The organism is Paenibacillus sp. FSL R7-0333 (genome assembly GCF_038000365.1).
GTDB lineage: Bacteria > Bacillota > Bacilli > Paenibacillales > Paenibacillaceae > Paenibacillus_AQ > Paenibacillus_AQ silagei.
Genome location: NZ_JBBOBZ010000001.1, coordinates 1 through 19,786, shown reverse-complemented (window position 1 = coordinate 19,786; position 19,786 = coordinate 1). Strand labels below are relative to the sequence as shown.

The window sequence follows — 19,786 nt, the reverse complement described above, 5'->3', positions numbered from 1 at the left end:
GCACCCCTGGATGGGGCGCTCCGGCTCCGTTACCTTCAGTTCAGTAAGCCCTGTTACTCCTTGATGATCTCAAAATAGCGCCCCAGCCAGTAGGGCAGTGTGAATACCGAACCAGCCTCAATGCCGCCTGAATGGTAGTTATACCCCGGATTGGCCCCGGTAGTCTGGCTGTCATTTTCAAACGGATTCGAGTTATGCTTAATAATGCGCCGCTCATCCGGAGCCAGTGCGTAGTTCGTCTGTTTATAATCATCGCGGTCACCCGGTTCAATATACAGCACATCCTGACGGTCCCACTGTACCGGGAATTCAATCTGGAATTCAGGGAAACGGTACAGGAAGCGGACCGCCGACTGCAGATCGACATCGGTTTTGTCCGGATGCGCAAGCTGGTAGAGGAAGGTGTAGAACGGATTCTCCTCCCGCACCTCATTGGAGTACCATTGATCATAGGCTGCTACAATCTGCGCATGTCTGCCTGCATCCTGCTCAAGCGTAACAAGTATGAATACCGGGAACCAGCCCAGCTCTTCATCCGAGTAATTGATGTATTGGGTCCAGTCATTATGAAGCGTCGCATTGGTGTTCGTGCCATCGCCTGCATTATCCATAGTTACCGGCTGGTTGTCGTTCTCGCTGTAAGCATTGGTAGCCTGACGCACCAGTCTGCGCTCAATATAGTCCTGTGCCATGGCCATATAGCCCTTACCGTTGATATACGGCTCTTCCTTGCTGTAGCTGCCTGCAAAAGCCTGCTCATACGCCAGCTCATACTTGGCCGAATCAGCCGGATAGCTCGCTGCGACAATATAGCTTGCTGATTTCAGCGCAGCCATGACTTGCAGTGCGTTGAGCGGGCCGTCTTCGTAACCGTAGGACAGCGCATCATCCCCTTTTTCGTCAACGCCGATCTTGGACTGCCACTGTACCTGCTGCTCCATAACGCCAAGGCTGTCGTTGAAGTATTTGGCGAACCATCTGGACCACTGTGTTGATTTGCCGGTGGCATCCTCAATATAATAATGGTCGTCCTTCAAAATCAGCTCTGTCATGCGGTGCGTCGTTTCTTCAATGAGGGATTTCAGCTCAAGAAGTTCAGGATCGGTGCTGTCACCGACCAGATATTTATAAGCTGTATAGAACATGGCATAATGGCCATCCACTTCATCTGCAGAAGTATCTGCCTTATACACAATCTGGTTCATGTCGATATGGCCGTCCACAATTGCGCTATCCGGGAACAAATCATTGAAGAATTCCGGAATCTGCTCATAGACGGGAGCTGTCAGTTGAAACAGCGGCTTATTATTGATGCCCGTTGTCTTATCTTCCTTCGCGTCATTGTTGTTAGTGGCAGCCGTAATGACAGGCAGCACCTGATATACTGAGCCGGTTACGGTAGTTCCAACCCGTGTCTTGATATCAATCCCCAGCTTCTGGCCTTCAGGACGCGTCAGGTTCAGCTCGTCAATGGCAGCTTGACTAAGCCCAAGCCCATTGTAATTGAGCACATCGGTACCTCCGCTCGGGAACAGCGTGGAGCCTTTTTTGTTCTCAGCGTCTTTGGTTACCCTCACCATGGAATAGCCGATAGGCTCCACCCCGTCGTTACGCTGCATGCTTGGAATGATTCCATTCGGGTTAATCATGTCCGGCCCGACAAAGTTCTGGAACCAGAAGCCGTTCTGAGATTGGTAGCCGTACACTGAATTGCCCACTGTAGCCGCACTCGCTTCGCTGGTCAGCATATAGGAGCGTGCCGGAAATCCGTTTCCGCGTCCGGAGACATAATCGAGCAGCAGAACGGCCTTGGTCGCTCTAAGCGCCGCCGCTCTTGCATCAGCAATTTCTGCCTGCTCCCCGGAAGCCGGGCTGGCTCCGTACTGCTCCTGCAGTGCTTTATAGCGGAAAATCTCCCCCATTGCATACATCGCTGTCCATAGACCGTCATTATCACTGGTTGTAGGTGTGGAGGTGAATACTCCGGTCTTAGAGTTGTAATTGACCGCATCCAGCTTGCTGTCCGTCTCCGTAAATGTAAAGCCTGCGCCATGAACCATGCCGCGCCGGTCCAGAATCGACTTCACCAGATCCTCATAGATAAACGATTTGTCATGCAGCGTCTTCTCCGGCATCGCGATATGCGTGACACCGCTCGCTGTCCGGACCCAAATGCCGTTCTGCCCGTCACTGGCAAGTCCCGTCACATGATCGTCTCCGCCATACAGATACCTTGGTCCGGCCATATACTGAACAATATCCTTGGTATCGCTTGCGCCGAAATCAACCCGCTGCAGGCCGGTCTCCGTTCCAATCCAGTAGACTCCCCCGTCCAGAACAACGCTGGTTACATCCCCGGTTACCGACATCGGCAGGAATTTGAGTGCTGCAGCATCGGTGACCCATTCAAGGGTAACCGGTATGGAGGCAGATCCGGCTTTGTAATAGGTCATTTCCTTGGTCTGCACAGCCTCCAGCTGAACAGGAGAGTAGCCCGCACCCGGCAGCTTCTCCGCAAGCACGGGCGCTGCCGGCAGTACGAACAGCGTTAAGGCAAGCAGTGCACCCGTGATCTTCACGCCATTTCTTTTCATCATGTACATGGTAAGCTCCCCTTTCCTTATTGGTAGATATGCGATACGCCGGTTTGTGTAATAACCAGTACCCCCGTACTTTCATCCGGTAAAAGCAGAAGCACCTTATCATCGTACAATTGCTTGCCTTGTGCGGAATAACTTATCATTTCATTCGTGACGAGATTGATTTTGGTGACTCCGCTGTCTGTTCCGATCCACAAATAAGTCCGGGTTTTGTCCAATACAGAGGTGTTAATCCCCCGCATCGAAGCGAATATGGAAGGTTTGATATTAAATTCATAATTTACAAAGGTTATTGCATTCACAAGGTTCGGCATGGTCACATCCTTGTTCGCTATCGAAGGCGTGTATGAAGGGTCCTGGAGGAAGGTCAGGTATTGCTTGGCCAATCCTTCTGCTCCTGTGGAGCTGAAGGAGCTTAAGGCTTCGGCATAGGTATACAGCTCCGGAGCTTTGGGCTCAGGTGTTGGGGTTGGCGTCGGCGTTGGAGTTGGTGTCGGCGTCGGTTTCGTTGTTGGTGTCGGTGTCGGCACTGGTGTCGGGGTTGGCGTTGGACCCCCTGTACCCGGGCTTGAGGTTGGAGCCGGAGTTAGAGTAGGGGCCTGGCTTCCCGTGCCGCCGCTTGAACCGGTTCCTCCCGAATGGCCGGCCGCCGAAGTGATCAGATGACCTGAAGCATCAAAGTCTTGTCCGCCTATGCGCACCTTCGCAGCATTCATCGTCAGTTTGTCCGGCTTGACAGAGAAAGACACGCCTTCTCCATTGACCACCGCTTCTGCGATTATTCCTTCACCGGTTATAGTTGCTGCGCTGTTCAAGGTCATTTTCTTGACAACCCCGCCTTTATTCAGCTTAATCGCTGAGCCGCCTGCTTTGGACGAGACGTTGAAGCTTCCAATCTGGCCGCCCTCCAGCGTGAAGCTTGCCGGTGCAGCTACATTCAATTCATTAACATCCCCTGATACAGAGACAGCATCGGAAGCCCGCGTAAGCAGGTTAACGGTACTTATCGCCTGGCCGGATTCATTAACGATCCTTGCAGCCGAGGTTACATCCATCTTCCCGGCAGTTGTCTTCCCCTTCAGAATAACTCTTACAGGAGAAGCGGGTTTGCTGATAACAATGCTGCCTACCTGACTGTCTGTCAGCGTAATACTGTTCACACCGCCGCCGTTTATGTAGACGGTGCCTCCAATCTTAGCATTGATGAAACTCAGATTACCTTCGCCAACGCCGGGAGTAATATATACATTCCCTGAGAAGTTCAGATCCGATAGCGTGCCTCCAGCTGTGTTAACAATCAGGTTGCTTCCGGAGGTTCCCGAATGATCTCCGCCGTCGGCAACCAAGAGGCCCATGGTGTTATTCATCATCTTCACGGCCTCGGCCCGCGTCAGTGCCTTCTTGGGCTGGAACGCGCCTTGCGGTGTTCCAGCCACATAACCAGCTTCCTTCATAGCATAGACCGCTTCCTTGGACCAGCCGGCAAGTTGAGCATCATCGGTAAACGGGACGAAGGAATTCCCGGAGGCTGCAACATTAAATACTCTGCTGAGAATCAGCGCCGCCTGCTCACGGGTCAGGATCTCCAGCGGATTGATCCTGCCTTCGCCGTTACCAATAAGGGCACCGGCAGCAACCGCTTTGCTGATGTCAGAGGCGTACCATGCCGTCTTAGGGACGTCGGTAAAGCTCTGGCCGCTCTCCTCACTGAAATGAAAGATCCGGTTAATCAGGGCGACGAATTCTGTTTTTCTGATTCCGTCATTCGGCAGAACGAGACCTTCCTGATTGCCTTTGAGCAGCCCCATCTCTTTCCACGAGGCTATTTCCTCTGCGGCCCATGCAGGAATCTTCTCCGCTACTTCTGCAGATGCTGCGGGCATGCCCGTAAACGCCACGGATGACACTACGGCGAATACTCCAAGCGTCTGCTTCCATTTGAACTTCATATGCACTCCTCCTCAAGGTTTTGTTAAGCGGTACTTCAGCTGATAACTTCGTACACAACTGTTTCGGAAGCATGTGCTGCATAATCTCCAGGGGTGACATCCTTTTCAGGTAATCTTTTCAAATTGGCAGGTTTCTTAATGTCACCTCCATGTCATATTATCAATGTTATTGTAGTAACATTTACCCACATTCTATTTTTAATCATAACAAATTGTCAATACATTTATTAAATAGAGAGATATTCTTCCTCCCTTTTCCACAAACTCCCATAACATCGTAAATTTCCATGTAAAATCAATGTTGTTTGCGCTTACAATAATCCATTGGTCAAAAATAATTACTGCGTACTTTCTGGATAAAATGATTTTTATATGTCTTTTTGCATGAAAAAACAATTGACAGGCTTCTTGCTATCATGAATAATGAAAGCAATATTGTTACTACAAATATTAGTTACTCAATCAATCACACACAAAAATCAGAAACACCTCACTCAGAAGAGTCATATAACATTACATTGAGGAGTGTGAACGCGTAGGGGAGAGTAGGGACTAAGGATAAAGAGCGTAGTCGCGTCAACTTATTTGCCAATACCAATCAAAGGAGCGATTAACGAATGAACAAACGGATGATTGCAATGATCTCAACGATGCTGGTTACCGCCTTAACGGGCTGCTCTTCTGAAGCTTCTAATAACAGCCCGGCCAATAACGGAGGCTCCGGTGCAAAACCGGAAACACTCCGTATTGCTATGGGTTCGCCCGGCGAAGGATTGATCAAGGTCTGGGAAACGATCGGCAAAGAGTTTGAAGCGCAGCATCAGGGGATTAAGGTGGAATTCAGCTATCAGGACGATGACACCTATCAGACGATCGGATTGCCAAATCTGCTAAGCGGCAAGAACGCTCCTGACCTGTACTTTGAATGGGCGGGGCAGCGCCTGCAGACAAGAGTAGCGGACGGTTATGCGGCGGATATTACAGAGCAGCTCCAAAGCTCAGGACTGAAGGATATGTTCGCGGAGGGTACCTTCAATGGTATGGTAATCGACGGCAAGACGTATATGATTCCAACTGCGGGCGATGTGACGAACGTAATCTTTTACAATAAAGCGGTATTCAATGATCTGGGTCTTCAGCCGCCAGCTACCTGGGAGGAATTCCTTAAGGTATGCGAGACCATCAAGCAGGCAGGCATCACCCCGCTCGTGATCGGCAACTCCGATCTGTGGACGGCAGGCAACTGGGTCGCCCATATCATCTCCCGGGTTGTGGGCGAAGACGCCTACAGTGAGGCTATGCAGCTGAAGCAGCCGTTCAATTCACCTGATTTTGTCAAAGCCTACGGTTACGTGCAGGAGCTCTGGGATAAAGGCTATATTAACGAAAATGTAACCGCCGCAAGCGACAGTGAGGCGGACATGCTGTTCCTGAACGGCAGCGGTGCCATGCATCCGATCGGAAGCTGGCTCGCTCCAACCGCAGTCGAAGAGACACCGGAACTTGAGCTTGGCTACTTCAATACTCCGGCCATACCGGACGGCAAGGGCAATCAGGAGAGTGTAATCGGCGTGTTGAACGGAATGGTGGTCAATAAAAACTCCAGGCTGATCGACGAGGCTATTGAATTCATGAAGCTCTACAGCTCCCCCGAATCCTCCAAGAAGCTGTCCGATGCCGGGGCTGTACCGATTACCAAAGACGGGATCGACAAGGAGACCATGCTTCCGCTCTCGCTGGAATTGAACGATTTGATGGAGAATGCTCCGGCACTTGTGTCGCCGCCCGATACCGGCTATTCCATCGAGGTCGCCAACGCGCTCAATATGGCCACCTCCGAGGTTATCGGTGGCGCCAAATCACCTGAAGAGGCTCTGGCTGAGCTCGAGACAACCATCGCCCCTCTGAAGTAACGATGAGTACGTCCGTAAGGCGGCTTCATCCGGAAATCGAAGATTACGCATCCCCCCTTATACCTTGAATTGGAGGTGGACCCATGTCCGGCCGAAGCAATAAATTCTCTCCCTACCTGTTCATATCTCCAGCCCTCCTGCTGTTTGGCTTTGTTGTACTTGTCCCCGTCCTTATGACCTTCGTATTCAGCTTCTACGATTGGAATGGGATCGGCACTATGAAATTCACCGGCTTCGACAACTACATCCGGGCTTTTCAGGACCGTGTCTACATGAACTCCTACGGACACACGCTTATCTATATTGTCGCCACTGTCTTTGTTGAAGTCATTGCCGGACTCGGGCTCGCAGGCTTGATCACGATGGGCCGCAAGGGAAGCGGACTCTTCCGGCTCGCCTTCTTCGTGCCCGTCATGCTGCCGATGATAGTCGTCTCCTACTTATGGAAATTCGTCTATAATTCCGACTTTGGCCTCATCAATATCCTGCTGGAGAAGATCGGTCTGGAGAGCTGGACCCGTGTCTGGCTGGGCAACCCCGATACCGCGCTTTATGCCATCTGCATCGTATCCGGCTGGGTCTACGCAGGCTTCTATATGACCATCTTTTATTCCGGAATCCAGCGCATCTCTAGAGAAGTCTATGAATCGGCCTATCTGGACGGCGCAGGGGAAGGACAGATCTTCTTCAAAATCAAGGTGCCCATGATCCGTAATCTGGTGGAGACAGGCATCATGCTGTGTGTACTTACCGGCTTCCAGTCCTTCGATCTGTTCTATGTAATGACCAATGGCGGACCGTATAATTCAACCGAAATCGTTACGACCTACCTGGTCAAAGTAGTCTTCACCCATATGAGCATCGGCTACGGCTCCGCACTTGCCGTCATCATGACAATTGTGATCGCAGTGATCGGGCTTGTGGCCGGCAGACTGAATAAGAAAGACTCCAGTGTACTGGAGTATTAGGAAGAAACGGCTTCGCAGTCCTCTGAAAGAGGCTTCGGGTGATGACTCAGGTACTTTGCGGGGACCCCGATACATGTAAACTCTGACATTATACGAAAGTGAGGTGTACCGCTTGACGACCACAGCCCTGGATCTCAAGAAAGACGCTTACAGCGGCGGGGAAGCGGCCAGCCGCAGAGCGTTCTCGCATATTATGTATTATCTGTTCATGATCTTCATTTCCTGCTTCTATTTCTACCCGATTCTCTGGCTTATTCTCTCCTCCTTCCGTGAGAACCGGGAGATCTTCTCCGCTCCATTCGCACTGCCGGAACAGATCAATCTTCAGAACTGGTCCAAAGCCTGGACCGTCGGCAATATGAGCACCTACGCCGGCAACAGTGTAATTGTAACCTCGGCCACCGTTGCGGGCATCCTGCTCTTCGCAAGCCTCGCAGCCTTCGCCTTCAGCAAGCTCCGCTTCCGCGGCAGCAGCTTCCTGATGCTGATGTTCGTATTCGGACTGTTTATGCCGCTGCAATCCTTTTTCATTGCCCAGAGCTATATTTTTGAGCAGCTGAATTTGAAGGATTCCTATATGGGGTTAATTCTCCCTTATATTGGAACCGGTCTTCCGCTGGCCATCTTCCTGCTCAAGGCATACTTGGACTCTATCCCGAAAGAGCTGCTGGAAGCTGCCCGGATAGACGGCTGCGGCAACTGGAGAATGTACAGCAGAATTATCCTTCCGCTGCTTATTCCGAACATGGCCACCGTCGGGATCTTCTCAGCGCTGAATGCATGGAATGAGCTGCTGCTGGCCATGCTGTACATCCAGAATGATGCACTGAAGACGATACCGGTTGGTCTGCTGGCCTTCTCCAGCCGGTATATGACCGACTATAAGCTGCTGTTCTCAGCACTCGCGATTATTACGCTCCCAATGATTGTCGTATACCTCTTCTTCCACCGCTACATCGTTGCCGGCCTGACAGAAGGGGCGCTGAAATAACCTCCCCCTGACTTCCTTCCTGTCCCCCACAACAACAAAAACCCCTTCGGGCAGACGTAGCGGAATCATGATATATCATGAGCTTCCAAGACGTTCTGCCCGAAAGGGCTATGCGTCATACTGTATTTAAGCCGGAGTAACTACTACCGGTTCTTCAACTTCTTCATGTACAGTCTTGATCTGAATCATGACCGTACTTGGATCGGTCAGCACTTCAATGCCATCCTGGAAAATGAGATCCGACACCAGCAATTGGTCGCCGATGGCAAGGCCGCTGATATCCACTTCCATGGAAGTAGGCAGATCGCCCGGCATACAGCGGACTTCTACTTCATAGATTTCCACCTGCAGTACGCCGCCTTCTTTGACGCCAACAGCTTCGCCTGCAAAATGAATGGTCACCTTGCTGTCCATGCTGATGCTCATGTTCACATGCTGGAAATCAATATGCAGCACTTTACCGGACATGGATTGCTTCTGGATGTTCTGAACCACTACCGGAACGGTTGTACCGTCGGTCAATTTCCCTTGCAGGATCGCCCGCGGATTCGTTCTCAGCACTTCCAGCAGTTCCTTCTCGTTCACTTCAAGACTAAGAGTATCTTTACCAATTCCGTACAGTACAGCCGGGATGCGGCCCTGCTTTCTTGCCACATTCAGGTTGGACTTCGTGTCAGACGTACGATTGCTTAGTTGAATAAATTTACTCATTGCTTGGTTCCCGCTCTCTTCGACCATAAATTCTTGTCACCTCAAGTGTAACATGACCATAGAATCTAGTCAAACCTGCAGCAATCAGACTTCATATTCAGCAAAAGGATCAGGGATCTCGATTCTATAGGCTTCCGCATCGCTGACGCCTACAGACAATACCGCCCGGCCGCCCGCTCCGCGTACCAGTCCGCCGCTGAAGATGACATCCTGCAGATCAGGACGTTTGCCCGGACCGATCGGGAAGTCGCTTCTGGCTGCGATGATTTTAATCGGGGTAGTCTCCAAAGTGTCCGGATTAAGCGAGAAGGCCATAGAGTAGTAATGCTTCTTCCCCAGACGGTCGAAGCAGGCAATATGCCCCAGCACACCTATATGGCCATTGCGCAGCAGATGGGCTTCATTGGCTCCGCCCCACTCTTCCGGCACGAACTGATGCTGCAGAATCTCCGCCTCCAGGAAGGTCTGTTCATGCAGCTCCTCCAGTGAATCAATAATGGTGAAGCCAATTTGTCCTCTGCCGCCCCGCTCTCCCTGCGGTCTGGTCAGTACACCGATTCTGCCATCCTGAAGCTCAATCAGCCGGATATCCTTCATCATTGCCGGACCGGAGGCGAAGTGATGAAGCGAGTCGATCCGGTATCCCCGGTAGAACTGGGTAACCCAGGAGACTATCTTGGGCGGATTATCCCCAGCCGTAATCACCTCAACTCCGCCGACAATCAATTCTCCCTTAACGCGGGTTACGCACGGGTCCTGCAGATTATAGGTATGGGTATGCGCACGGGGAACCCATACCCCATCTGCGCCGGATGTAAAAAAGAAGACTTGAGAGAACTCGCTATCCCGTTCCTCAACTCTTCCCAAGATCACTTCCTCCCCGTCATGCAGGAACGGAGCCGTTATATTGTAGACATCACGCCCGCCCACACCGGAGAAGACCAGCTTCTCCACGTGCACGGTACGGAGATTGGCATAAAAGGTATCCAGCAGTTCATTACAGGTTGCTGTCTTCGCCGGGCTCCTTGTCATTGCCTTCCTCCTCATATTCATTTGCCTTATCTATTGCCCAATCGTTCTCATCCGATTCCATCCGGATCAATTCCCCAGGCTGAATATTGAAATACGTACACAGCTTCAGCAGCAGATCCCGGGGATACTGCACCATCTCGTCTTTGTACATCCGCCGGACGGAATCGAAATGGTAATTAATGTCCTTCGCTAGCTTGCGAATCGATAATTTCGGGTCATGCTTATCCATAACCTCACTCAATTTACTGCGTATGACTGGCATCCATACACCTCCTACATCACTATATCCGGTGATTTCAAGGGAGTCAATAAATTGACAAGATTAAATGGTCATGTTATAGTTTGGGCAGGAAATTATTTGCAGAAACAAAACTTTATACCACTCATCCCCGGAAAATAAAGTCCTCTTTATTTTCTTTTTTTGTCCCCAAAAGTTCGATAATCAATAGGGAGGCTTTCTATTATGAACCACAGCAACCGCAATAAAAACATTGTTTTCCTGTCCACCAGCCTGCCTAGAGAATGCGGAATTGCCACCTTCACCCAGGATCTGCTGGATGAATTCACGAAGCTTCAGGGCTTCAACAAACCGCGCATCATCGCCATGAATAACAACGGGAACTACCGTTACACGGATCAGGTCATGCGGGAAATTAACCAACATCAGCTATCTGATTATATAGAATCAGCCAGGGACATCAACCAGTCAGATACCGATCTGCTAGTCATTCAGCATGAATTCGGCATCTACGGCGGAGAGAGCGGCGAATATCTGCTGCAGTTCACAGAAGAGCTTCAGATCCCTTACGTGGTTATCTTCCATACTGTCTTAACCAAGCCTACCCCCAAGCAGCATGAGATTATCACCCGGCTCGCCGAAGGAAGCGTCAAGGTAGTGACCATGGCCCAATCCACAGTAGAGGATCTAATCTCTGTCTATCATATTAACGCCGCCAAAATAGCATTCATTCATCACGGCGTTCCTTTTGTCCAGACCTCCACCCGTGCAGAGCTGAAGCTTCAATACAAGTTCGGCGAACGCAAAATCCTCTCGACCTTCGGCTTCCTGAGTCCCGGCAAGGGCATTGAATATGCGATTGAGGCTATGAGCGGCGTAGTGAAGCAGCATCCTGACGCGCTCTATATCATCTGGGGCAAGACGCATCCGGTCGTTAAACAGGAGACCGGTGAAGTCTACCGGCAAAAGCTGACCGATCTGGTGCATGAATTAGACCTGGTCAATAATGTGCTGTTCGTCGACAAGCTGCTGACCCAGGAAGAGGTCATTGAGTCCCTGGTGATGTCGGATATATATATGACTCCTTATCTGGGCAAGGAACAGGCCGTCAGCGGAACGCTCGCTTATGGAGTCGGCTATGGCAGAGTGATTATCTCCACCCCTTACCGCTATGCCGAAGAGATGCTGGCGGGAGGCAGAGGACTGCTGGCAGCATTCCGCGATTCGGCTTCCCTGGAGGCCTGTATTCTGGAACTGCTGGACAGTCCGGCCAAAGTCCGGGATATGGAACAGCGTACACAGGAACTCGGCAGTACAATGATGTGGAGTGAGGTTGCGAAGACCTATGCCGCCATCTTCCAGGACATTATAGGCCTTGCCACACCGGCTGACCGGAGTGTGATCTGATGCAGGCGCCAGCGGTGTTACAGTTCAAGCCGGACTATATGCGCCGGATTACCGATGATACAGGGATTTTTCAGCATACGAAATTCGGGGTTCCCGACCGTGCCAAAGGCTACACTACCGATGATAATGCGCGGGCTCTAATTGCAGCCGTTCTGATGTACAAAAAAAATCAGGACAACGCCTCCCTCGACCTGATCCATACGTACCTCTCTTTCGTCCACCATGCACAGACTGAAGAAGGCAACTTCCGGAACTTCATGGACTATAACCGTTCCTTCCTGGAAGAACGGGGCTCTGAGGATTGCCAGGGGCGTACCCTCTGGGCGTTGGGCTTCGTACTCTCCTATTCCTCCATATTGCCTGATAATCTGCTGAATACCTGCCGTTATTTAATCAACCAGGCGCTGCCGCATATCGCAGGCCTGCGGTCGCCCCGGGCTCTGGCCTATGCCGTGATCGGACTCAGCTATTTACCCGGGACTCCAGGAGCACTCACCTACTCCTTCCCTTATCCGCATATACCAAGTACAGAAGAAGAACGTGCCTTCCTGCCTGAAGCCTTCATCACAGAACTTATTGAATCTGTTGCCGTCCGGCTGAATGACCAATACAATCTCACCAAGGGCGAAGGCTGGAACTGGTATGAAGACAGTCTTACGTATGGTAACTCGATGCTGCCTTGGGCGCTGCTTAAGGCTTACAAGATTTCCGGCAATCCGGCGCTGAGAATCACGGCTAAGGAAAGCCTCGATTTCCTGATCTCCCGGACCTTCGCGCCGGAAGGCTATTACAAGCCCATTGGCAGCCACGGCTGGCTGCTGCGCGGCGGCAGCCCTGCGTTATATGATGAACAGCCCATCGAAGCCTGCGAAATGCTGCTGGCCTGCGAGGAAGCGGCCGTTGTGCTGAAGGACCCGGCTTATCTGCAGCGGGCTGACCTGTGCTACGCCTGGTATACAGGGAATAATTCCTTGCAGATCTCCCTGATTGACCCCCAGTCCGGGGCTTGCTACGACGGCATTCACAGCTCAGGGCTGAACCTCAATCAGGGATCGGAGAGCATTATATCCTTCTCGATTGCCCATCTGGTGACTCATCATGGATAAATACGCAACCATACTTGCAGGCGGTGGCGGCACCCGCTTCTGGCCGCTGTCCAGACAGGAAATCCCCAAGCAGCTGCTGAACATCAGCGGCAACGATATTATGCTGAACGATACCATCGAACGCTTCAAGGGCATCATCCCGCAGGAGAATACCGTTATTGTAACGAACCGCACCCAGGCGGTCCTGCTGGAGAGCATTATGCACAGTAGTGTTCAGAAAAGCAATATTCTGATCGAGCCTGTGGCCCGGAACACTTCAGCAAGCATCCTGTTTGCCGCCTTCTCCATCCAGCAGATGAGTGAAGGGGATTCCCTAATGGTTGTCCTGCCTTCCGATCACTACATTACCGATGAGCCGCAGTTCCGGCTTACGCTGGACGAAGCCTGCACCGTCGCGATGGAGAGTGACGCCATTGTCACGATCGGGATTAAGCCGACCTTCCCATCCACCGGCTACGGCTACATCGCTTATGACCAGGAGCCGATCGCAGTCAAGCCGGTTGCCGTATACGATGTAGCTGAATTCGTGGAGAAGCCGGATTTCAAGAAGGCACAGGGGTATCTGGCCTCAGGCAATTATCTCTGGAACAGCGGAATCTTCATCTGGAAAACTTCGGTCATTATTGATAACTTCAAGCGCTACCTGCCGCGGCTGTACAATACCATGCTGCCGATCCGCGATGCACTCGGTACAGATCAGGAGCAGGAGACCCTTAACCGGATTTATCCGCTGCTGCAGAATATCTCCATTGACTATGGCATACTTGAACGCTCTGATGAGGTAGTGGTGCTGTCCGGCCAGTTCGGCTGGAATGATATCGGCAGCTGGGACGCACTCGGGGCCATCTTCCCGCCTGATGATGAAGGCAACATTATCAAGGCCAATCATGTCGGCATCGACACCCGCAATTCCATTATCTATGGCAACGGGCGGCTGATTACCACCATCAGCGTTGACGGCTTCATCATCGCCGACACGGGGGATGCCCTCATGATCTGCCCTAAGGACAAGGCGCAGTCCGTCAAAGACATTGTGGATCTGCTCAAGGACAAGGGCATGCTGGAATATGTATAGGGGATGCTAATCATTATAGTAAGTTCTATTTGCATACAAAAGGGAGCACTGCCATTACAGCAATGCTCCCTTTGTTATGTTCTTATGGGTATTCTCTACTTGTCCAGCCTCAGGTCCAGGCCCAGAGGAATCCGTCGCGGTCCCAGGCAATCCGGCCGCCATGCAGCTTGCGGAAGGCCTTCTTCACTTCCTTGGATAACGAGGCATTGCCATTCTCATTCACGAATACAAATTCCTCACCGAAATTCGCCTTCACATATTCAATCGCAGCGGTCTGGTATAAAGTTCCTGTGAACTTAATCTCCTTCACCATCCACTCCGCTACTTCCTGTGCGGTTACTTCCATTGGGGGTACTGCTCCTTCCTGTTCATCCTGCTTGCACATTCCCCCATTATACCACGAATCCCGCCAGTCGATTCCACCATTCCAGCGGCCTTTACCTTTTGGCGAATAAGAAAGCTACGACAGGCTAACCACATAGGTCAGAAACTGATAGATATTATCCTTCAGTACCGTAGCTGTAGCCAGTAGCTTCTTGCCGGACGGACTCCAGTGGAGAGGGTCAGCCAGATGAAAATCATTCAGTACAGGTGTCTGCTCTCCGGTCTCCACCTCGGTAATGAACAGGTCCTGCTGGTCATCCGTCGAACCGGCCGCCGTGACCGCATAAGCCAGCAGCTTGCCGTCCGGCGACCAGCTGGTGCCGAAGATCTGCTGCCCTGAAGCTAGCTTAGACTGCTCATTGCCTTCGCTGTCACAGAGCTTCAGAGTCATCTCTCCGCGTCCGATACGCTCGACAATCGCCATCTGACTTCCGTCCGGAGAAGGAACCGCCCAGATCACATTCTTTCGCAGCACCTTGGTCTGCTTCGTCGCTGTGTCATAGGCGCTAAGCTGGCTGTCTTCACCTGTAACATAGAGAATCCGGCTGCCGGTCTGAACCACCTCATGCACATACGGGATGCCCGTCTTCACGATCGTCTCCTGCTTGCCGGTTAGATCTGCACTTAGAATATTGCCTTCCATATCAGGAAAAATCACATGCGCGTCATCCGCCCACTTTCCTTCCTCCACCCGAAACTCTGCATCGCTTACCTTCACCGGTGCACCCCCGGACAGATCCATAATATAACCGAATCCTGTGATGTCATGCATCTCCTTGAAGAAGACATGCGTCTTGTCCGGGGATATTTGCGGCGCGCCAACATTCAGCTCTCCAACCTGCAGCGGTGCTTCCTCACCAGTGGACAGGGTATGCAGATAGAGATTCAGCGGATACCGTTCCTGTCCTTCAATAATCTGCGAGGGAAGACTGCGGTTCTCCTTGGTCACTACCATTACATCCTCGCCGGCAAAATCCGTCCCCCGCACCCCCTCCACCTTCTGTATGCCCGCAAGCTTCAGCTTTGTGTAGACCGGTTCGCTGATATTATCGAGGACTGTAATTTTGCGGCCTGCCTTCTCTACAACCTCACGTGTATCTGTGCTCTCAGTACTACAGGCAGTAACCGATAGCAGAACAGCTCCGCAGAGCAGAATGCTCCAGATCTTGCCCCAGGCTCTATGGCTCTTATGATTCATTCAGGCTTCCCTCCAGCTCATCGCTCATGTTGCCTCTTCAGCATACTGGACGCTTATTTCCAGACCGCATCGCAAATATATCCAACTTGTAAACTTTATCCCTTCAGGTCACCAGCGGAAAAGACAGCTCAAACGCCGCCCCTTCGCCTGAGCCTTCCAGCAAGACAATGGTGCCGCCCTGCTTCTCCACCAGATTACGGACCAGCGAGAGACCAAGCCCTGTGCCGCCCGAGGCTCTGGAACGGTCACGATTGACCGTATAGAACGCTTCGAAGATCTTCTCCCGCGACGCCTCCGGAATGCCGATGCCGGAATCCTGCACGGTGATCCATACCCGCTGATCCCTGACCTCGCTGTACAGATGAATACTCCCCTGCGGGACATTATATTTGATCGCATTGTCCAGCAGATTGATGAAGATATGCATGAAGCTTTCTCTATCGATCCAGATATGCGCGGGCTGGGCGTCAAGCGTGACTGTGAGGCCGTAGCGCTCCGCCTTGCCTTTCATTCGTCCGCAGATATCGCGCAGCGTACTCTCAACCTCCAGCAGCTCTGCCTGGGATTCAAAATCATACTTCTCCAGCGCCGTTAATTGCAGCACCTTCTCCACCATCTCGTACAGCCGCTCTGTTTCCTTGGCGATACTCAGCTTGGCATCATGCAGCAGCTTGGGGTCATCGTCATACATATTCAGCAGATCAACATACGCCTTAATCGAGGTCAGCGGCGTCTTGAATTCATGGCTGATGTTCCCGATGTACTGCTTCTGCTGCTGCTCCAGCGCCTGAAGCTTCTCCACCGCCAGCTGGAGCTTGCGCCGTTCTTCATCCTTGGCGGCAATGCTGCGCTCGATCTCCCGGCTCATGAAGTAGATGCCCTCGGCCAGCTCCCCCAGCTCATCCTTGCGCCGCACCGGCGGAGCTGTGATATAGTCGGCACCGCGGATATCCTCCGCCGCCTTCTTCAGCCGCCCGATAGCGGCAGCCGCACGGTTGAAATACAGATACCCGAGGATGAAGCTGAATACCAGTACCGCGCCGCCTGTGGTCAGGAACAGATTCAGCAGCGTCTGCTGGAAGCTGCGGGCACCCTCCAGGGAGTACTGCAGCTGCACCACGCCCATCTGCCCCTCCGGCCCCTGCAGCGGGGCCAGGTAGAACAGCCTGTCGCCTTCACTCTGGTAGGCGACCTTGTTATTCAGCGCGTAGTCCAGCGCTGTGCTGAGATCCGGCTTGCCCGGCCCAGGCTCGCCTTGCGCCGAGGTGCCCGCCTGCTGGCCCTGGCTGTCGTACAGGGTCACCTCCAGGCCGGTGAATCCGGCCAGCTCGGCAGCCAGCGCCTTGCCGCGCTGCTGCATGAAGACCTGCGGCGTAAGGCGCGCACCGGTATAGTATGTCTGCTTCACGCGCAGATTGACCGTGTTGACGTGCTGGGCCAGATTGTGCTCCGTCTGGCCCTGCTCATTGCGCTCCACGCCGCGCAGGACGAAGTAGCTCAGCACGCCGACGGCCAGAATCAGCAGCACCGCCAGGAACAGGCTGAACTTCAGCTTAATGCTGATTCTCATGAGTAGCTCCCCGCAGGCACTGCCTTATAGCCTACACCGTAGACGGTTTGCAGGATATTCTGGTAGGGCTCGCCCAGCTTTTTGCGCAGCCGCTGGATATGAATATCCACGGTGCGCGTTCCTCCGGCATAGTCCATATCCCAGACCTGCTCCAGCAGCTCCTCGCGCATATACACCCGCTGCGGGTGCGAGAGCAGCAGATGCAGCAGATCGAATTCCTTCGGGGTCAGCTCCAGCGGCTCCCCGCCAAGCTCGGCGCTGCGCCGGTCCGGGTGAACCTGCAAGAGGCCGTATTCGATCAGCTCACTGCGGATCTCAGCCGTATTCTTCTCCAGCCGGCGCAGCAGCGCCTTCACCCGGGCCAGCAGCTCGCGGATCTCGAAGGGCTTGGTCATATAATCGTCTGCACCCAGCTCCAGACCGACAATTTTATCAACAATATCATTCTTGACAGTCAGCAGGATGATTCCAATATCATCCCGGTCCTCCAGCTTGCGGCAGACATCATAACCGCTTAGCTTCGGCATCATTACATCCAGCACCAGCACATTCGGACGGAAGGTATTCGCCTTGCTTAGCGCTTCCTCACCGTCACCGGCAGTATCGACCTCATAGCCTTCACGCCGCAGCGCGTAGGCAATCGCACTTACTATGGCCGGTTCGTCATCGACGACCAGTATTTTTTTCATAGACGGTTCATCCTTCCGCTCTCGCTTGTTCGGTTCGGTAATGCCCTTCAAGAATAACGCAGATGAAGAAGCCGGAGCAAGGAACCGGCAGGAGCCAAGCAAAGTTTAGGTTATCTTTAAGAAGACTTAAGCTTCATTTCAGTATTGTTGGGTAAACTGTACTTAGCTGAAGTTCACTAGCCGCCGTAAATGATGAACCTTGACCGATATAACCAACCACGAAAAGAGGATGATACACATGAATATAAAACATATGAATATTAAGCGTGTAATGATTGTAGGAACAATGATCGTAGCTATGTCGTTCGGAGGAACGGCCTGGGGTAAGCCGGCTTTACATACCCTTCCTGTCGCCAAATGGTCCACCTCTGATGTGGCCGATACCGATGAGCTGCTGGATGCCCTGAACCTGAACCCTACCTCTGACGAAGAGCTATACGACGCCTTGTATGACGGCAAATCCCTGCGTAACATTGCAGAAGAGAATGGCGGCAACGTGACTCAGGTCATTAACCTGCAAGTCAAGCAGCTGACCCAGCAGCTCGAAGCCAGACTCGCCAGCGGCAGCATCACCCCGCAGCAGTTCAACGTACAGAAGGCCGAGCTCAGGGAGATTGTCGCGCAGAGTGTCGAAACCTCGTTTGGCTGAGTGAATGGGCGCAGCGACAACTAAATAGGGCTGAAAGTATTTAAAAAGCTGTCCCTTTAGCAGACTTACTGCGTATGGGACAGCTTTTTTTATATCCGGCTCATATGCCTTCGCAGCAACACATTCAGATCATTCAAAGAGCACTATTGACCTAAGTCCCGCTCTTGTTATGATTAATAGATACTCTTAGAAGTGGAGGAATAGCTATGAATGATGCGCTAATGGAACGTTTGCAGCTTTTTTTAACCAAAGAAGGAAATCAGAGTCTGCTTGGTACACCGGCAACAGAGGAACAAATCGCTGAGGCAGAGAAGCAACTGGGTCTGTCGCTGGATCAGGATTATGTTCAATTCATCCGAAGCTTTGGCGGCGCCTATGCCGGACTATCCGTACACGCCTTCAGCAACGGTTCCTCCATCGGACGGGAGAGTGTGATCGAGTTAACGTTGTCCTTCCGCGAGGATTACAAGGATACCCCTATGAGCGGGCTGCTTGCACGAAGTGCAGTCTTTTCCATGGACGGCTCGGGCAACCCGATCCTGCTTGACCCCGAGGGCCGCGTGCTGCTCATCGACCATGATAACGGGGATTACGAGGTGATCGCAGAATCGTTTGCTGCGCTGATCGAAGAGAATTTTATGGAGTGGTAGCTTCATTCCTTGCAGCTAATTATTATCGATGACAATCATATCGATCCTCTGAAATGGAGTCCACTCCTCTACAATTTCCGCCATTATTTTGGTCTGGGTCATCGTCTTGGCAAAACCTACCGGGCAGAAACCTAATCCTTACGGTTAATGTCCCACGCTCCCATAGAGCAGAACTCGACCTTAAGGCCGGATGTGCCCGTAATATCTTCGAGAATCGGTACAATCAAATTGGAATAACGGTGATATAACCATTCTGAAGCAAAACGGCTCGGACTGTAGACGCAGTAAGTCTCCCCCAGCTGTTTGCCCTTCGTGCCCTTGAACCAGGTGTTGAAGCTGGGTGGTGAGATGCGGCCTTGGATATGATTCAAAGCTTGCGTCCAGACCTCATCCGGCAGCTCGATGGGAGGGCTTACAATTTTCTCAGAAGCTGAATCGCGGATAACGCTCTCCCCTAACAGAAGCTCCTCCACCGACTTCCCGAAGACCTGTCCAAGCTTCAGCAACACCCCGATATCAGGCAGGCAGTCACCCTGCTCCCACTTGGAAACCGCCTGATGGCTTACGCCAAGTAAGCTGGACAGCTCTGCTTGGGTCAGGGAAAGCCCCTTCCTTAAGTTCAATATATTCTGCCCGGCTTTGTTATTATCTATCAA

At 52.1% G+C, this 19,786-nt stretch carries 18 protein-coding genes and 1 pseudogene; 9 read left to right on the top strand and 10 right to left on the bottom strand.

Features of this window, described 5'->3' with window-relative positions; genetic code table 11:
* Window positions 1-53: 53 nt before the first annotated feature.
* Together MKY86_RS00090 and MKY86_RS00085 are read right to left on the bottom strand one after the other, a co-directional pair.
* The gene (locus MKY86_RS00090) at window positions 54-2,597 is read right to left on the bottom strand and encodes a hypothetical protein (RefSeq protein ID WP_143803634.1); all 2,544 of its coding nucleotides are present in this window, start codon (window positions 2,595-2,597) and stop codon (window positions 54-56) included.
* 23 nt (window positions 2,598-2,620) lie between these two features.
* Complete coding sequence (locus MKY86_RS00085; protein ID WP_083684754.1) at window positions 2,621-4,549, bottom strand: S-layer homology domain-containing protein; 1,929 nt, start codon at window positions 4,547-4,549, stop codon at window positions 2,621-2,623.
* Between the two features lie 617 nt (window positions 4,550-5,166).
* On the opposite strand from MKY86_RS00085, the gene MKY86_RS00080 reads away from it, so the two are divergent.
* The 3 genes from MKY86_RS00080 (at window position 5,167) to MKY86_RS00070 (ending at window position 8,421) form a co-directional block, all read left to right on the top strand.
* Complete coding sequence (locus MKY86_RS00080) at window positions 5,167-6,462, top strand: ABC transporter substrate-binding protein (RefSeq protein ID WP_076077507.1); 1,296 nt, start codon at window positions 5,167-5,169, stop codon at window positions 6,460-6,462.
* Between the two features lie 83 nt (window positions 6,463-6,545).
* Window positions 6,546-7,430 carry a carbohydrate ABC transporter permease gene (locus MKY86_RS00075; protein WP_051477881.1) on the top strand — a complete coding sequence of 295 codons (885 nt, stop codon included), beginning with the start codon at window positions 6,546-6,548 and terminating at the stop codon, window positions 7,428-7,430.
* Between the two features lie 112 nt (window positions 7,431-7,542).
* A complete protein-coding gene (locus MKY86_RS00070; RefSeq protein ID WP_340825535.1) occupies window positions 7,543-8,421 on the top strand; it encodes a carbohydrate ABC transporter permease in 879 nt (292 codons plus the stop codon).
* Between the two features lie 126 nt (window positions 8,422-8,547).
* Here the strand turns inward: MKY86_RS00070 and MKY86_RS00065 are convergent, their stop codons facing one another.
* From MKY86_RS00065 to MKY86_RS00055, 3 genes are all read right to left on the bottom strand, one after another.
* Window positions 8,548-9,132: a 50S ribosomal protein L25 gene (locus MKY86_RS00065; RefSeq protein WP_339253070.1), complete on the bottom strand. Its 585-nt coding sequence runs from the start codon at window positions 9,130-9,132 to the stop codon at window positions 8,548-8,550.
* A gap of 84 nt (window positions 9,133-9,216) precedes the next feature.
* On the bottom strand, window positions 9,217-10,164 hold the full coding sequence (locus MKY86_RS00060) for a DUF1861 family protein (protein WP_076077502.1): 948 nt from the start codon (window positions 10,162-10,164) through the stop codon (window positions 9,217-9,219).
* On the bottom strand, window positions 10,130-10,426 hold the full coding sequence (locus MKY86_RS00055) for a helix-turn-helix domain-containing protein (RefSeq protein WP_063830889.1): 297 nt from the start codon (window positions 10,424-10,426) through the stop codon (window positions 10,130-10,132). The genes MKY86_RS00060 and MKY86_RS00055 overlap by 35 nt, the downstream gene beginning before the upstream one ends.
* A 201-nt stretch (window positions 10,427-10,627) precedes the next feature.
* Here MKY86_RS00055 and MKY86_RS00050 point away from each other — a divergent pair, with 201 nt between their 5' ends.
* Genes MKY86_RS00050 through MKY86_RS00040 form a run of 3 tightly spaced genes read left to right on the top strand, consistent with a single transcriptional unit; the run spans window position 10,628 to window position 13,990 of the window.
* Window positions 10,628-11,809, top strand: a complete 1,182-nt coding sequence (locus MKY86_RS00050) for a glycosyltransferase family 4 protein (protein WP_076077498.1) — start codon at window positions 10,628-10,630, stop codon at window positions 11,807-11,809.
* On the top strand, window positions 11,809-12,915 hold the full coding sequence (locus MKY86_RS00045; RefSeq protein WP_051477883.1) for a glycosyl transferase: 1,107 nt from the start codon (window positions 11,809-11,811) through the stop codon (window positions 12,913-12,915). Before MKY86_RS00050 ends, MKY86_RS00045 begins: the two co-directional genes overlap by 1 nt.
* Window positions 12,908-13,990, top strand: a complete 1,083-nt coding sequence (locus tag MKY86_RS00040; RefSeq protein ID WP_076077495.1) for a mannose-1-phosphate guanylyltransferase — start codon at window positions 12,908-12,910, stop codon at window positions 13,988-13,990. The genes MKY86_RS00045 and MKY86_RS00040 overlap by 8 nt, the downstream gene beginning before the upstream one ends.
* A gap of 109 nt (window positions 13,991-14,099) precedes the next feature.
* Here the strand turns inward: MKY86_RS00040 and MKY86_RS00035 are convergent, their stop codons facing one another.
* From MKY86_RS00035 to MKY86_RS00020, 4 genes are all read right to left on the bottom strand, one after another.
* Window positions 14,100-14,336: a DUF6953 family protein gene (locus MKY86_RS00035; RefSeq protein ID WP_036723590.1), complete on the bottom strand. Its 237-nt coding sequence runs from the start codon at window positions 14,334-14,336 to the stop codon at window positions 14,100-14,102.
* 114 nt (window positions 14,337-14,450) lie between these two features.
* The gene (locus MKY86_RS00030) at window positions 14,451-15,572 is read right to left on the bottom strand and encodes a PD40 domain-containing protein (RefSeq protein ID WP_076077492.1); all 1,122 of its coding nucleotides are present in this window, start codon (window positions 15,570-15,572) and stop codon (window positions 14,451-14,453) included.
* A 103-nt stretch (window positions 15,573-15,675) separates the two neighbouring features.
* Window positions 15,676-17,142 (bottom strand): sensor histidine kinase, encoded by a 1,467-nt coding sequence (locus tag MKY86_RS00025; protein WP_076077490.1) that lies wholly within the window; start codon window positions 17,140-17,142, stop codon window positions 15,676-15,678.
* Window positions 17,139-17,831, bottom strand: a complete 693-nt coding sequence (locus MKY86_RS00020; protein WP_076077487.1) for a response regulator transcription factor — start codon at window positions 17,829-17,831, stop codon at window positions 17,139-17,141. The genes MKY86_RS00025 and MKY86_RS00020 overlap by 4 nt, the downstream gene beginning before the upstream one ends.
* Window positions 17,832-18,069: 238 nt before the next feature.
* On the opposite strand from MKY86_RS00020, the gene MKY86_RS00015 reads away from it, so the two are divergent.
* The 3 genes and pseudogenes from MKY86_RS00015 to MKY86_RS34120 form a co-directional block, all read left to right on the top strand.
* A complete protein-coding gene (locus tag MKY86_RS00015) occupies window positions 18,070-18,480 on the top strand; it encodes a hypothetical protein (protein WP_340825513.1) in 411 nt (136 codons plus the stop codon).
* Between the two features lie 206 nt (window positions 18,481-18,686).
* On the top strand, window positions 18,687-19,130 hold the full coding sequence (locus MKY86_RS00010; RefSeq protein WP_076077484.1) for an SMI1/KNR4 family protein: 444 nt from the start codon (window positions 18,687-18,689) through the stop codon (window positions 19,128-19,130).
* 18 nt (window positions 19,131-19,148) lie between these two features.
* Window positions 19,149-19,265, top strand: a pseudogene (locus MKY86_RS34120) (flavin reductase family protein); the annotation flags it as partial.
* Here the strand turns inward: MKY86_RS34120 and MKY86_RS00005 are convergent.
* The coding region (locus MKY86_RS00005) for a helix-turn-helix transcriptional regulator (protein WP_340825512.1) at window positions 19,262-19,786 on the bottom strand (525 nt) is incomplete at its 5' end. The pseudogene MKY86_RS34120 and the gene MKY86_RS00005 overlap by 4 nt on opposite strands.

Coding starts and splice junctions, on each gene's coding strand:
- MKY86_RS00085 (WP_083684754.1), bottom strand. CDS start 4,549: ATGAAGTTCAAATGGAAGCAGACGCTTGGAGTATTCGCCGTAGTGTCA.
- MKY86_RS00080 (WP_076077507.1), top strand. CDS start 5,167: ATGAACAAACGGATGATTGCAATGATCTCAACGATGCTGGTTACCGCC.
- MKY86_RS00090 (WP_143803634.1), bottom strand. CDS start 2,597: ATGATGAAAAGAAATGGCGTGAAGATCACGGGTGCACTGCTTGCCTTA.
- MKY86_RS00035 (WP_036723590.1), bottom strand. CDS start 14,336: ATGGAAGTAACCGCACAGGAAGTAGCGGAGTGGATGGTGAAGGAGATT.
- MKY86_RS00020 (WP_076077487.1), bottom strand. CDS start 17,831: ATGAAAAAAATACTGGTCGTCGATGACGAACCGGCCATAGTAAGTGCG.
- MKY86_RS00010 (WP_076077484.1), top strand. CDS start 18,687: ATGAATGATGCGCTAATGGAACGTTTGCAGCTTTTTTTAACCAAAGAA.
- MKY86_RS00060 (WP_076077502.1), bottom strand. CDS start 10,164: ATGACAAGGAGCCCGGCGAAGACAGCAACCTGTAATGAACTGCTGGAT.
- MKY86_RS00015 (WP_340825513.1), top strand. CDS start 18,070: ATGAATATAAAACATATGAATATTAAGCGTGTAATGATTGTAGGAACA.
- MKY86_RS00065 (WP_339253070.1), bottom strand. CDS start 9,132: ATGAGTAAATTTATTCAACTAAGCAATCGTACGTCTGACACGAAGTCC.
- MKY86_RS00040 (WP_076077495.1), top strand. CDS start 12,908: ATGGATAAATACGCAACCATACTTGCAGGCGGTGGCGGCACCCGCTTC.
- MKY86_RS00075 (WP_051477881.1), top strand. CDS start 6,546: ATGTCCGGCCGAAGCAATAAATTCTCTCCCTACCTGTTCATATCTCCA.
- MKY86_RS00050 (WP_076077498.1), top strand. CDS start 10,628: ATGAACCACAGCAACCGCAATAAAAACATTGTTTTCCTGTCCACCAGC.
- MKY86_RS00045 (WP_051477883.1), top strand. CDS start 11,809: ATGCAGGCGCCAGCGGTGTTACAGTTCAAGCCGGACTATATGCGCCGG.
- MKY86_RS00025 (WP_076077490.1), bottom strand. CDS start 17,142: ATGAGAATCAGCATTAAGCTGAAGTTCAGCCTGTTCCTGGCGGTGCTG.
- MKY86_RS00030 (WP_076077492.1), bottom strand. CDS start 15,572: ATGAATCATAAGAGCCATAGAGCCTGGGGCAAGATCTGGAGCATTCTG.
- MKY86_RS00055 (WP_063830889.1), bottom strand. CDS start 10,426: ATGCCAGTCATACGCAGTAAATTGAGTGAGGTTATGGATAAGCATGAC.